14 protein-coding genes and 3 pseudogenes are annotated in these 13698 nt (G+C 33.2%); 6 read left to right on the top strand and 11 right to left on the bottom strand.

Translation table 11 applies throughout. The annotated features are described in order from the left end of the window. Positions 1–6 precede the first annotated feature (6 nt). Together F5ESL0225_RS02230 and F5ESL0225_RS02225 are read left to right on the top strand one after the other, a co-directional pair. The gene (locus F5ESL0225_RS02230; protein WP_122047772.1) at positions 7–672 is read left to right on the top strand and encodes an ATP-binding cassette domain-containing protein; all 666 of its coding nucleotides are present in this window, start codon (positions 7–9) and stop codon (positions 670–672) included. After that, entirely contained in the window at positions 669–986 is a 318-nt protein-coding gene (locus F5ESL0225_RS02225; RefSeq protein WP_090093004.1) for a YxeA family protein, read from the top strand. The genes F5ESL0225_RS02230 and F5ESL0225_RS02225 overlap by 4 nt, the downstream gene beginning before the upstream one ends. Before the next feature lie 174 nt (positions 987–1160). Here F5ESL0225_RS02225 and F5ESL0225_RS08550 read toward each other — a convergent pair. The 6 genes and pseudogenes from F5ESL0225_RS08550 to F5ESL0225_RS02200 all read right to left on the bottom strand — a co-directional run. Beyond that, positions 1161–1226: pseudogene (locus F5ESL0225_RS08550) on the bottom strand (hypothetical protein); the annotation flags it as partial. An 88-nt stretch (positions 1227–1314) separates the two neighbouring features. Further along, complete coding sequence (locus F5ESL0225_RS02220; RefSeq protein ID WP_122047771.1) at positions 1315–1944, bottom strand: ABC transporter ATP-binding protein; 630 nt, start codon at positions 1942–1944, stop codon at positions 1315–1317. Then, positions 1945–4095 carry a hypothetical protein gene (locus tag F5ESL0225_RS02215; protein ID WP_122024506.1) on the bottom strand — a complete coding sequence of 717 codons (2151 nt, stop codon included), beginning with the start codon at positions 4093–4095 and terminating at the stop codon, positions 1945–1947. A 4-nt stretch (positions 4096–4099) separates the two neighbouring features. Beyond that, a complete protein-coding gene (locus F5ESL0225_RS02210) occupies positions 4100–4357 on the bottom strand; it encodes a lactococcin 972 family bacteriocin (RefSeq protein ID WP_122047770.1) in 258 nt (85 codons plus the stop codon). 318 nt (positions 4358–4675) lie between these two features. Beyond that, a pseudogene (locus F5ESL0225_RS02205) lies at positions 4676–4957 on the bottom strand (helix-turn-helix domain-containing protein). Continuing rightward, a pseudogene (locus tag F5ESL0225_RS02200) lies at positions 4950–5126 on the bottom strand (type II toxin-antitoxin system RelE/ParE family toxin); the annotation flags it as partial. The pseudogenes F5ESL0225_RS02205 and F5ESL0225_RS02200, both read right to left, overlap by 8 nt. Positions 5127–5423: 297 nt before the next feature. Between F5ESL0225_RS02200 and F5ESL0225_RS02195 the strand changes: the two are divergent. Next, positions 5424–5609 (top strand): hypothetical protein, encoded by a 186-nt coding sequence (locus F5ESL0225_RS02195; RefSeq protein WP_122047769.1) that lies wholly within the window; start codon positions 5424–5426, stop codon positions 5607–5609. A gap of 56 nt (positions 5610–5665) precedes the next feature. On the opposite strand, the gene traF is transcribed toward F5ESL0225_RS02195, so the two are convergent. After that, positions 5666–5998 (bottom strand): conjugal transfer protein TraF, encoded by a 333-nt coding sequence (gene traF / locus F5ESL0225_RS02190; protein WP_122047768.1) that lies wholly within the window; start codon positions 5996–5998, stop codon positions 5666–5668. Between the two features lie 210 nt (positions 5999–6208). On the opposite strand from traF, the gene F5ESL0225_RS02185 reads away from it, so the two are divergent. Both F5ESL0225_RS02185 and F5ESL0225_RS02180 read left to right on the top strand, forming a co-directional pair. Continuing rightward, on the top strand, positions 6209–6751 hold the full coding sequence (locus F5ESL0225_RS02185) for a hypothetical protein (protein WP_147441725.1): 543 nt from the start codon (positions 6209–6211) through the stop codon (positions 6749–6751). Between the two features lie 353 nt (positions 6752–7104). Further along, on the top strand, positions 7105–7584 hold the full coding sequence (locus F5ESL0225_RS02180) for a hypothetical protein (RefSeq protein ID WP_122047766.1): 480 nt from the start codon (positions 7105–7107) through the stop codon (positions 7582–7584). A gap of 1075 nt (positions 7585–8659) precedes the next feature. Here the strand turns inward: F5ESL0225_RS02180 and F5ESL0225_RS02165 are convergent. Next, a complete protein-coding gene (locus F5ESL0225_RS02165) occupies positions 8660–9616 on the bottom strand; it encodes an alpha/beta hydrolase (RefSeq protein WP_233551635.1) in 957 nt (318 codons plus the stop codon). Positions 9617–9685: 69 nt separating this feature from the next. Here F5ESL0225_RS02165 and F5ESL0225_RS02160 point away from each other — a divergent pair, with 69 nt between their 5' ends. Beyond that, positions 9686–9970, top strand: coding sequence for a hypothetical protein (locus tag F5ESL0225_RS02160; protein WP_122021414.1), 285 nt, complete (start codon positions 9686–9688; stop codon positions 9968–9970). Between the two features lie 94 nt (positions 9971–10064). Here F5ESL0225_RS02160 and F5ESL0225_RS02155 read toward each other — a convergent pair whose 3' ends face one another. From F5ESL0225_RS02155 to F5ESL0225_RS02145, 3 genes are read right to left on the bottom strand one after another with little or no spacing between them, the layout of a single operon-like run. Next, on the bottom strand, positions 10065–11228 hold the full coding sequence (locus tag F5ESL0225_RS02155) for a hydroxymethylglutaryl-CoA synthase (RefSeq protein ID WP_122021413.1): 1164 nt from the start codon (positions 11226–11228) through the stop codon (positions 10065–10067). Next, the gene (locus tag F5ESL0225_RS02150; RefSeq protein ID WP_122047765.1) at positions 11228–12439 is read right to left on the bottom strand and encodes a hydroxymethylglutaryl-CoA reductase, degradative; all 1212 of its coding nucleotides are present in this window, start codon (positions 12437–12439) and stop codon (positions 11228–11230) included. The genes F5ESL0225_RS02155 and F5ESL0225_RS02150 overlap by 1 nt, the downstream gene beginning before the upstream one ends. Next, the gene (locus tag F5ESL0225_RS02145) at positions 12440–13591 is read right to left on the bottom strand and encodes a thiolase family protein (RefSeq protein WP_122047764.1); all 1152 of its coding nucleotides are present in this window, start codon (positions 13589–13591) and stop codon (positions 12440–12442) included. Between the last annotated feature and the right edge of the window lie 107 nt (positions 13592–13698).

The following is a 13698-nucleotide window of genomic DNA, read 5'->3' as shown; positions in this document are numbered from 1 at the left end:
CATAAAATGATTAAAGTAGAACATCTTACCAAAAAATTTAAAGAAAAAACTATATTTGAAAACATTAACTGCAACCTCGAAACAGGCAAAAGTTATGCCATAGTGGGCAATAGTGGTGCTGGCAAAACAACTTTTCTTAATGTTTTAAGTGGGTTAGAGGAGCCGACAGCGGGTAAAGTATTTATTGACGATTTGCTTGTTAATGCTAAAAATCAACGAAAACTGTATCGTGAAGATTGCGGGTTTGTTTTTCAAAACTTTGCTTTAATTGATACGGAAACGGTTAGACAGAATTTGCGCCTTGGATTAGCCAATCAAAAATTGGCTAAAACAGAGGCCGATGCCAAAATGAAGGCTGCTTTAAGTCAGGTTGGATTGGCCAGTATACCATTGAAGCAAAAAATTTACACGCTAAGTGGTGGAGAACAGCAACGGGTAGCATTAGCACGAGTAATTTTAAAAGAGCCGAAAGAGATTTTTGCTGATGAACCAACTGGTTCACTTGATGCAGATAATGGTAAGATAGTCTTAAAGACCCTGCTGACTGGATTTGATTCAACTGCAACAGTGGTAATTGCAACGCATGACCCAGCAGTTTGGCAGCAATGTGACTATGTAATTAAAATTGCCAATAAGAAAATAACGATTACCAACAAAGAGGTATACAAATGAAAAAATTAGGTCTTACAATTATTATTGTTGTTACTATTTTATGTGCTGCCCTGTTACTAATTCATAACCAATACACTGACTATCTTAATCCAATGATTAAGATGGAAACTGATTATGCCAAGGTGCCTAAGCATACGCAAAAATATTACAATGTACAGGCGATTAACAAGTCGGGCAAAAAATTGCCGTATAAGATAAAATATGTTGGTGGAAATGATCCAAGTCGGCAATACATAGTAATCCGCCACAAGGGTCAGTATGTCAAGGTTATTGACTATATCACTAAGAATGAGATGCCAAGATTGCAAGATTGATTTTTTAAGTAAGATTAACCCCAAAACTAAAGGACCGCTATCATTTAGGAATACTGCACATTGTTAGCTTAAATTCATAGCCAATTGTTTTGAGAGCGGTTGGCAAATTATGCTTTAATCAAAAAGGCCGTCCCAATATAATCTGTCAAAATTATGTTGGAACGGTCTTTTTATTTACTTATGATTGTCGATATAAGTCAACAAGACAATAATAAATGAGGTAAAAGCCAGCGCTAATTCTAACGCATGGCATAGACTCTTTTAGCCACATAAATACCTAATACTTATTTTTATATTCTACAATATATTGGGCAAAACAATAAGTGTTTCATTCAGATATTAATTTATAGTCTTTAAGATAGAGGTTTTGATCTGCAACTTTTTGAAAATTATCGTCATGTGAAACCACTATAATTGTTTTATTCGATGATTGTATATCTTTAAAAATTTTAGTCACGGCTTGAGCATTTTGGTAATCAAGATTGCCTGTCGGTTCATCAGCAATAAGTACATCAAACGGCTTAATAATTGCTCTCGCAATACCCACTCTTTGCTTTTCACCGCCACTCAATTTAAATACTGATTGATTTAATAATTCTGATTGCAAACCAACACGAGATAACACTTTTAGCATTTCGTTTTCACTGATTTTTCTTTTTGCTAACTTTAAGTTATCCTTAACAGTTTTATCGTCTAGCAAAAAATAATTTTGAAATACAAACGAGAAGCGCTTTCCCCATAAATCTGGATAACTAATTTTTCTTAATTCGATATTATCTAAAATAATCTGTCCAGAAGTGGGCTTTTCTATTCCAGCAACAATTTTTAAAAATGTTGTTTTTCCAGCCCCACTTTCCCCCGAAATACTACAAAAAGAACCCTGTGGTATTCCTAAATTGATGTTTTGCAGCACTGGTGTGTTATTATAATATTTTGATACTTCTTTTACAATTATCATTCACGAATCACTCCCCATTGTTCTATTTCTATTATGTATATCATATATAATTATAATAAATGATAATGCTATAGCTGCAACACAAAGTAACCCTGATATTACCAGGCTTAACCAATCTATTGCATGTGCTAGATAAACAGAAATTATACTAGAGATTACAAAAATACTAACAATAAAAATTATAAAGTTAAAAATAATCTTATAAATTGGATAGCCCATTAAACGCTTAACTATAATTTCTCTTTCACGTAACATATAATATTGACTTATTAACACAGAAAGCAAAACAAAAGAAATAACACTAAACAGGATCAATTGAGTTAATGTCATACTTACATCTTTTTGAGTTTGTTGAACAAGTTGTGCCTTTTGCGTATAGATAGAGGTTACATAATTTATAGTACTTCCCATTCTACTTTCAATAAGTTGCGGTTTTATTTGATCATAGGCTTGGCCAACATGCTTATTAAAAAAGAAGAAACCTCCATTCAAAGTAAATAGGTTGCCATAACTAAGGCTATTCTGATAGTTATCAAATAGTCTTATGATTGGATCTCTAACCATATTAGATGATAAATTATCGCCAGAGTTAGGATTATAAGTAAAATAATTTTGTCCGTTTTTAGCATAAACTATCTTTATTTTTAAATTTTTACGGGTGAATTTTGGAGTATGTTCTCTATGACGCCAATCTTTAAAATCAGTATTCAATTGAAACAGAAATTCAGATAAATAATTAGAACGAATCCGGGATTCAAACTTTTTATATTTTTCTGGTACTATTAAAATCTTTGTAAATAGTGTTGGTTGTAACTCAGCTATCTTGGCTCCACTTACTAACTTTGTTTTAGACAGTTTTAAATAATTTATGTCTGCAGTAATAGCTCGGCCAGAAGGAAGAATTATGTAATCTTGTACCGACTTATTATCAGAATTAATTTTGTACCACGGAACTAGCCGCTTAGTTGAACCACGTCTAGTTACACCATAAGTACCTAATAGGTTATCAGAAAAAACAACAAAAGTTTTATGTTGTTTTTTAAGTCGTTGCCACAAATCTTTCGCACTAATGTCGTAAGTCACTTCAGTTCGATCTTCAGTTCGATCCAACTGATTAGTTACATTCGTTTGATATATATTTTTGGTCGATATCCAGGAGTTAAGACTCTTTATTTGTTTTTGATAATATAAAAAATCTTGATGAATTTCTGGAATCTTAATACTAACAAGTAAAATGCAGACTATAAATCCTATCGCACTAGCAGCTGTAACCATTAATGAACCTCTGGCCCAATTAAATGAAGTTATTTGAGACTTTGCTTGTATACTTTTTGCAGCACCATAAATCAAAATTATTAAAAATAAGTAACTGGCATAAAATACTGATAATGATGACACAAATGTTTTATAGTAAATCAACATATTGTTATAGGCTGCATAAACAATTAGTAATATTACACTAATAATTATTGCAATTACTATTGCAACTGCTATACTTCGAAAAGATTGATATACATTATTAATAAGTCGGTAACCAAAAAATTTTCGTAATATAACAGCTTGTCGTTCTTTTATAATAACAAACATTAACGAAATTAATGATACTATTCCTGTGAGAAGCGCTAGTGTAATAAAATTTATTCTATTATTATTTTCAGGAGCAGTTTCGTTAACTTCCGATTTTATTTTAACTATACCAAAGTGACGCATTATTCTGGTAATTTTAGCAACATTTCCACTTACATAAAAGACATTATTTAACCCCAAATTTTTTATCTTGTTAAATGGATATAATTTAACTTTGTATTGCGAGTTAGGAAGCAGTAACGCAGACCCTGTTTTTTTATAATTTGTAACGTCACTGCTAGAAGCGGTTCCTCTTTTGATGGGTAAGTTTGTATTAGCACTATAAATAATCAAGTCATTTTGCCCAGTAAAAAAATACTGGGATACACTGGTAGTTCCTGTTGCTACTTTTTGAAGCTGATTAACTAAGCTTGAATAATCTGCATTGTCTCGTAATTGTAATGCTACCTCTTTTTGCTGATAATACAGTACTTGGTTGAAATAGCTGTTAATCGAAGAACTTATGATCAATATTCCAGAAAAAGTTAAAAAGAGTATCATGCTAAATGATAATATTTTTTTCATAAAATTATCCTCTAAATTTATTTCCTTTGATAGCTACATTAACCTTTGAAAAGGCGGTTGATCCTGCACGGGCATAATCGCGTCTACCATCGCCATTGGCATTTTTAGCCGCTGCAGTATGATTCCGACTACTATGTTTATATGTTGATTGCACTTTTGTTCCATAAACGCCAAACAGCCAATCTCCACCATCTATGTGATGCCATTCATATGGAGCTGATGTATCACTAGTTGCAAGAGCTGTTGTTAATTTTTTTGACATTGAATAGGCCTTCTTTCTGTTATGATTTATGTTTTTTCATAATGATAGCGTTTTACTATTAAAATCATAACATTCTTTTTATTTTTTACACATGTTTTTATAATTTTATTTGTTTGATATTAGACGCTTAACATTTGCCCCCGACATTTTGTCACAGAACAATTGATCTACTTTGCATTTTGCTAATGAACTGTAACCAAAACAGGTATAACACAAATTTTAATATGAATAATAGGGTGGGCTCTATTGAACTAACTGCTTTAAGAGATAGTAGAAAAAAGCTATAAATTTACCTTTTCTTTTAGATTCAATATAAAATTAAGCATGTGTGAATTCAATTTTTACTTTTCTATTGGCCGCTTGAGCAATTTCGCTCAGCAACATAGTGGAGGCGTTAAATGAGCCATTTTCAATTTTTGCAATTGTTGATTGCGGCTTGTTTACCAGATTAGCAAATTCCCTTTGCGTTAAGCCTAGACTATCATGTAGTTTCTTAACTTAAACTGCAACCTCAAGGTTGATATTGGACTGTGTTACAGCCTGGGCAAATTCAGAACTGTCCTGGCTTCTTTTGCTAATGTAGTTGTCAATTTTACTCATTGTCATTTTCTCCTTTGTAATTATCACAACGTGCCTTGGCTTTATTAATTTCCCTTACTGGTGCTTTTTTCATCTTTTTGGTAAAACCATGAGTGATGACGTAATGGTTGCTAGCAAACGTGAAATATATTGCTCTTTGTATATTTGATGAATATTGAGAACGAATTTCGAATAGGTTTTTAACTCATTTTTGTTTTTTGGCCGTTGGTAAAGCCATACATTGGAACTTTTTAAACAATGGTGATTATCATTGTAAAACAACTGATCTAAACTTTATAGATGGGGCCATAGGCAGATACAATGATGGTGTTTATAAAATCATCCAGAAGTTTGATGATTGACAAATCACTTTTGTAAAATCAATTAAATAATAAAGGAGAGCTTATACGACATTAAAACTATATAGCAGAGCTCTAATGGGAATTGGTTTGACTGGCATGAAAACAACCTAACTGGACGTTATAGAATGTTTTACAACAAGAGTAAGGGAGCTAAAAGTCGGTATGGCGCAATAATGTATATCGATGATGGAAAAAATGTGATCCATGGTTGGTATTTTACCGGTGATTATCTCGATACTCCGCATGAAATACCAAGGAAAAATTTTAATGGTAATTTGGGTGATTTTATCGAAAAGGTAATCTTGGGTTAAATTGTTAAACAGAATAAAAGTCGCTCTGTTAAGAGCGACTTTTATTCTGTTTATTATTAAAACTGCTTTGTTAAAAATTTAGAAAGACTTGTCTTAGCACGATTCAGTGTTTTAAAAGATTTGTAAGTTTTGATCTTTGTAAGACAAGGTACACCAGTTACTTTAAAATGTTTACGCATTTTTTTAAGTATGGGGTCTGTATCGGTATTTGTTGTGTCAATATAATAAATTTCTATGTGACGTTTTTGACTAATTTCAGTAAGTTTAGGAACAAATGCACGACAGAATGGGCAAGATTTCTTTCCCCAAAAAAGATAAGCATATTTTTTGGGGAGATATTTTTTTGAAACCAGCAACTGATTTAGAATAAGTTTTATTTTGATAATCAATAATGGCTTTTATATTATTTGAAGATACTGATGCGGTATCCATTTCTGCATTTACAAGTGTTGGTCGTAGAAAGCTTAAACTTAACAAATAAATAAAAAAATATGTTACTTTTTTTAACTTCATTGTATATAATCATTTTTATACATGTATAGTAATATTATATTATATTATAATTAAGCTTACATCAAAAAGATTAGGTAGTTATGGAAATGGCAGAAAAAACAAAGAAAGCGTGGGCAGGAAACGTAATTAGTTCTTCTTTTTATGCTCGAGTGGAGAAGGGACTAAATAGAATTTCAGCAGAAGACTTAATAGACTTACTTTATTTTATAATCAAAGAATTATTTTACGAAAGGGAAAAAGATAAATTAGCTAAGCTATATGAAATCATTTCTAAAAGTTATCTTCCAAATAAAGATGATTATTTACTATTAATAAAAATATATTTAAGCAATATTAAAGGGGACGAACTCAGTATAGGAAATAAAGACATTCAAAAAATAAAAGGATGTATTTTGAGTATGAATAGTCTTGAATTTGAAACTCTTGGATTATACTATAATTTTATGTTTATCTACAACTTAGATGATAATATTGATATTGGTAAGTATGCAATAGCATTGTTTGCTAACAATAATTCAATTGCTATTAAAAAAATTATTTTAGGCATAAAGATTAATATTTTATTTGCTTATATTAATGAGAAAAAATATGAAAAGGCAATTTTTTTCTTAACAGTACTAAAAATATAGAAATAGAGCCGCTGCCCGAGGTTTATTTATATAAATCACTATTATCTTTTTTTACTGGACTAGTGTATTATTATGAAAAATCTGATGAACGCTATTTAAAGGACTGCTATGTTGTTACAAAAAGTTTTGCTCTGACGGATATGACTGAGCTTAGTCAAGAGCTAAAAAAATTCCTAGACTAAATAAGTAGTTATTAATTCAAACTAGCATATTTGCTAACTTATAGCAAATATGCTAGTTACAAAATTATATTTTTTAAAAAATTTATAATAAAATTATGGTAAATATATTATTTACATTAAATTGCACAATAATTTGCAAAAATTTAATGTATATTATTAGGAGGCTATAGTATGAAAAAATTAGTAACTATGATTGCATTAACAGCAACAACAAATCCTGCTCAAGTTACTCAGACAAATAACCAATTGTCAAAAGGTGAGCTAGGAAATCTTAAAGTTGCATTAAATGGATCACTAAGTGTTTATGTAAATTCTTCGGACATCTATCAGGTAAAAATTGTAGACAAGTCATATTTAGCTAATTCCTTAAACCGTTCTAATCTTAAGCTTACGGTTGAGGAAGTACAAGCTGAATTAAATAAAGTCAATGAAGTTGCACAAAACGATCCAGAAGACTTTTCCTATGAAAATCCGCTCTTAAGAAAAAAGAAGAATAGAAAGTTGTGCAGTAATACTTTTAAATATACTGGTGATGCCCTAGGAACTGTTTTTATGGGTACCGGTTCGGCACTGGGTTCTCCATTGGCAGGTGCGGTTTTCCGATATGGTTATAAGACACTTATGCATACTGTGGGCAATGCGGTTTGCTAATGTTAGTTAAACATTTATAAGGCTTTATGATAATTATATGAAACTACTTAAAAAATTATATGGTAATTATCAAACCACTTGTGTAAATTGTATTTTCTTTCTTTTTCCCTTACAGGCATTACTTCTCGAGCATAGCATGAGATCTTTTATAAGTCTTATAATCTGGGAAATAAGTATGTTGTTTGCAAGTTTAATTGGAGACATTAATGCTAATAAGGCAGAGACTGAAAACGTGAGAATAAAAAGACAACAAACAAATGGCATCATAATTGCACTCATTTGGTTTATAGCATTAGGAATAATTGAGTGGTAATGATTATGGACATGTTTTTGGGGTAGGAATAATGTCACTTTTCGGTGGATAAATTTATTAAGTGATTTAGCGTGTAGTTGCAAATAAGACTAGTTCCCGTTTTATTCACATTCAAAACAAAAAAGGTGATTGCAATGTTTTGATACGACCCTCGGAATTAAAATAATTTCGGAGGTCGTATTTTTGTGTGCTTTTTTGTTCAAATATACATTTAAAAGCTAATTTAAACTCTTGTCAGCCATTTTACTGGGGCAGGCTATAATTTTTACACGTAAATTGCTTTTAAAACCATAAGTTTTTTGTCTATTTTTACGCGCCCCTTTGCATAATTAAATGAAAAATAAAGAAAAACCATATTCGAAGCACTAACTGCAACCTCGAAGCAGACCAATAGTGGTGCCGGCAAAACAACTTTGCTTAATGTTTTAACTGGGCCTAGAGAAGCCGCCAGCAGGTAAAGTATTTATTGTCAATTTGCTTGTTAATGCTAAAAATTAGCGAAAACTGTATCCTGAGCGATTTTGTTTTTCAAAACTTTTACCAGCAAAGCGGACTGCAAATGAAAAAATTAGGTTATGCAATATTTGCTATAATTAAACTTAAATTGATAGCAAATTGTTTTGCGGCCGGTTGGCTGTTTCACTTGAGCCGACTAAAAGGCTTAATATCGATTAAAAATCAACATCAAGCCTTAGACTAGTAATTATTAAAATTTATGGTCCAATCATTCAAACTGTGTCAACTCTTTTTATCCGTCAATAATTACTTCACATACCGCGACAAAAAATCACCAATCTTTTGCCGATAAAGCTTAGGATGATCAGCAAAAGACTTTGCATGCTTAGAATTAGGAGTTACCCACAACTTTTTAGGACCTCTAGTTGCAGAGTAATTAGTATAAACCATTTTAGTAGGAACAAATGTATCACGATCACCATGAATAAATAACATTGGACGTTGATTTTTATGTAATTGGTTAACACTTGAGCCATCATTCATAAAATACCCAACCTTAATTCTATTAATACCACTCAAGATTTCAACTAATGGAAAGCGCGGAAATGCTGGCATATTATAAAGAACTTGTGCCTCATGCTCAATTTCATCCTTAACACTGGTATAGCCGCAATCTTCAATAAAGGCTCTGACTTGGTGCGGTAATTTTAATCCACTAACCATCATTGCAGTGGCTGCTCCCATACTCAAACCATAAACCACAATTTGTTGCTTAGCACCGTTTTTTTCCAGAACTAAGTCAATCCATTTTTTAATATCATCTTTTTCGGGCCAACCATAGCCAATATACTTTCCTTCACTCTTACCCTGTGAACGAGGATCAGGTGTTAAAGTATTGTAGCCTAACTCGTGAAAAAGAGCATCGTACTCACCCATGTCTTCTTTAGTATCCATATAACCTGGTAAAACAATTACGGTTTTGTTTGAACCAGACTTAGGGATATAATTAGCATCTAACTGATAACGATTATCAGCAGAATTAATATACCATTTTTGTTTATTAATTTTTTTAAACCACAGCTTTTCTTTATATAGGGGATCAGATTTTTTGAGTTTATTGCTCGAAGAACTCAAAAAACTCTTAGGTCCAGGAACACATGCCATTTTGAAGAAATAGCATCCTGCTCCAATGAAGATAACAAAAACCAGCAAAATAACTGCGCTCAATGATAGCCACAACTTTTTGTGTTTTATTCGTTTCAATGTGAAGCCACCTTTTCTTAATACAATATTCAATAGTATAACATTTTTAGTTTGTATAGGATGAAATTTATGAGATTAACTGATTTATTACAATTGACTGCCGATTTAAATCAACAAACCAAATTATTTTTTAGTATTGATAACCAAGCTTACCCACTTGCGCAGTTAAAAATTACTAGTAGCGCAGGTCTGTTATATCCCGGGAAATTGCCAATGACAAAGGCCAAAGTCATTTACCTAGTTAAAAATTTACACGGCTTAAGTATTCCGCTTTATGTGCTACTAAATGAGCAAAAATTTACTTTATATGGTGTCCAAATTATGCCAGAAAAAAATGCAATTTATCTTCAATAAGACCGTCATTAAAAATTTTACTTAATGCAATTCTTTTATGAATTTTTTCCAGTTGTTATTCACCAAAAAAGAGGATCGAATTGATCCTCTCAAATTATTTACGTTGATATTGACGAACATGATTTTTAGTACCGGCAAAATACCAATATCCAGGAGCTTCATCACTGCTTAATTCAATATTATCCGCTGGGAATTGTAAAGCTTGCTTAAAAATTTGCTCATAATCAGCAATAGTTAGTTGTTGTCTACGCGCAATCATTTTCTCATCGGCCACCTTATTCAAAGCTTGCTCATAATTAGCCATTACTTTTCCGGCATAGAACTCACCCATTGCCCCAGAGCCATAAGAAAATAGTCCAATTGTGTCTGCAGCTGATAGTTTGCCATCTTCTAATAAACTCAATAAGCCTAAATAAAGTGAGGCAGTATAAATATTACCAACCTGCTTACTATATAAAGTAGAGGCGGTAAAGTTTTCTTCCAAACGCTTTTTCGTTTTTGCATCTTGCTCTGCCACTGCTAGTTGATTCGCTTTCAAGCCCATTTTAACAAAAGGTAAATGATATAAAATTGCCGTAAAATCAGCCGTTGTCATTTTCTGCTTAGACTTATATGCTTGAAAAGTCCGCTGAAAGAAATCTAAATAAACCTCAGTAGAATATTTACCATCAACTAAGGCAACTGCTGAATTATTTGGGCGCCAAAAATCATTAATATCAGCACTATAAGCACTATGACCACTAGTTAACGCAAGTATACGCGGATTGGCCTTAATCAATACACTAACACTACCAGCACCTTGAGTCACTTCACCACCCGTTTTTAAACCATACCGCGCAATATCACTACCAATCACAATTGCGCTATGTTCAGGATGTAAACGAACATAGTCACGCGCAACCATAATGCCAGCAGTCATCCCAAAACATGCCTCCTTAATTTCAAAAGTTCGCACCTCGGGAGGCAACTTTAAAGCACTTTTAACAAAGAGTGAAGCTGATTTAGATTGGTCAACGCCACTTTCCGTACCCATAATAAGTAAACCAACTTGTTCGAGATCCACTTTATTAATATAACTTAAAGTTGCGTTAATCCCCATTGAAACAGCATCTTGCGATTGATCGGCTACACTCATCTTACTCTGACCAATGCCAATTAAATATTTATTGGGCTCTACTCCTCGAGCATGTGCCAAATCTAACATATCTACATATTTGTTTGGTGTATAAAAACCAATTTGATCAATTCCGACCTGCATTATTTTTCCTCTCTTAATTGTTTCAAAAAATTTTGTGCGTCTGTTTGCGAATATAAATGTTGCTTAGTCATTAAGGCTAGAACATCCCTTTTTTCCTGCGGGCTAGCAACAAGATTAGCAATAACATTTCTAGCCTGCAACTTCATATGTCCTGCTTGAATACCTGTTGTAGCAATTGCCAGTAAAGCAGCTAAATTATTGGCTAAGCCAACTGCAGCAATTATATTAGCTAAAACTTGACTAGTTATTCCTTGCCCCAAAATACGATAATTTTGCTGGACATCTTTTCGGGAATTAATTGATCCGCCCACGGTTCCAAGCGCTAAAGGAACGGTTAATTGACCTAATAAGTTTTCACCTTCAACTTGCCAACTACTTAAGCTGCGATAAGTTCCCTGACGGCTAGCCCATACACCACAAGCTGCTTCAACAGCTCTAGTATCATTACCACTTGCTAAAAGGACACCATCAATTCCATTCATAATTCCTTTATTATTAGTCACGGCTCGATACGGGTCCGTTTGTCCAATTTGGCTTAACAAAGCTATTCGACTTGCGACTTCTACCCCGCCAACTAGACTGACATGCAATTTTGCCTTGCAAGAAGTTAATTGACTGGGGTAATTTGATAAAATTGCAAACAATTTTTTCTTAATACCACTGTAATTAGCTAACTCGCTAGCCATATACTCCAAAATTGAGTTTGCCCGATTAGCACCCATAGCTTCTGCTGGATTAATTAATACTCTTAGGTAAAGCAGAGTATTTTGCCGCTTAATTTTAACTTCCTTAACCCCACCACCATGCTTAACTAGACTAGCAAATTGCTTATTAGTCTTAGCAATTAAATTAGGTAAATCGTTTTTTAAATTATCAATGACAAAAGCTTCAGAAATTTCTAAAACAATCTGACCATAAATACCATTTCGAAAACTTGTTGCTGTGACACCACCACTTTGAGCAAATAGACTAGCGCCATGATTAGCAGCCGCAACCACTGAAGGCTCTTCAGTTGCCAACGGAACCAAATAGCTATGATTGTTAACCCGTAAATTTTTGACCAAACCAACTGGCAAACTTAATTGTCCTACAACATTCTCACTCAACTGATTAAGTGCATGTAAAGTTTGCTGATCAATCTCATCTAGTTCAATCCTTTGTTGTTTAAGCCATAAGCGCCTTTTTTCCGGAGTTAATTCATAAAACTTCATTTAAAAATCTCTATTTATTTCATAAGCAATTGCTTGACCACCACCAATACAAAGTGTGACCAAGGCTGTTTTACCAGTAACGTGTTGCAATTCATTAATTGCAGTAGCAACTAGCCTAGTTCCTGTTGCTGCCAAAGGATGCCCTATGGCAATAGCACCACCAAATATATTTAGTTTATCCATTGGAATTGATAGGGCTCTAGCCAATGCTATACTTGGAGCAGCAAACGCCTCATTAACTTCAATTACATCATAATCAGCAATTTGACGCTTAGATATATCTAATAATTTTTTAACTGCAAAATAAGGTGCAAAGCCCATATAAGCCGGGTCCGTACCAGCTTCGGTATATGCTCCTAGACGTGCTAGTGGTTGCAAATTTAATTCTTTAACTTTTTCTTGAGTGGCTAAAATTACTATACTAGCACCATCACTTAATGGTGAAGCATTACCAGCTGTTATTTGCCCATGTTCTTTAAATACTGGTTTTAATTTATTTAAAGCATCCATACTAGTATCTGCACGAATATTTTCATCCCAATCAATTACCTCTTTGCCATGAGTAATTTTGATTATTTCGTTCTCAAAATAACCATTTTTTACTGCCCTAGTTGCCTTTTGATGTGAATTAAGACTATATTCATCCATTTCTGAACGCAAAACGTGGTACTTATCTGCTACCTTTTCCGCTGTAAGGCCCATATGCAGGCCCGAAAAAGCATCAGTTAGTCCATTATTAAGCATTTCACTTTGCAAGTTTGAATCATGCTTATCTTTAGCATAATATACCGCATTAGTCATACTTTCAGAGCCGCCAACGGCCACTAAATCAAAGTCACCTAACTCCATTTGCCCTTGGGCAAGGCGCAGAGCTTTTAAACTTGAACCACAAACATCATTTATTGTAACGCTTGTACTTTTTTGGCTCATTCCAGCCTTTAAAGATACTTGACGGGCCATATTTTGTCCTAAACCCGCACTCAACACGTTACCCATAAAAAGAGCATCCAGCTCAGTAGCTTTTAACCCGATACTTTTTAGTGTTTCACGTAAAGCAATAGTACCCAAGTCTACTGCGCTTTCTTGCGCAAATAATCCGCGGTAACGACCAAAAGGTGTTCTCTTAGCCGCAACAATGAAAATATCTCTCATCAAGTCTGTCCCCCAGTATAAAATTATTCAATTCGATATTACTTAATTTTAGAAACGATTAATAGTAATTAAACTGACATTTAGAAAAATTTACACAAAAAAGAAGT

It is taken from the genome of Lactobacillus sp. ESL0225 (assembly GCF_003692905.1).
GTDB classification, from domain to species: Bacteria; Bacillota; Bacilli; order Lactobacillales; family Lactobacillaceae; genus Lactobacillus; species Lactobacillus bombicola.
Note: the sequence above shows the minus strand (reverse complement) of the source record. Positions and strands in the feature narration are given on the sequence as shown.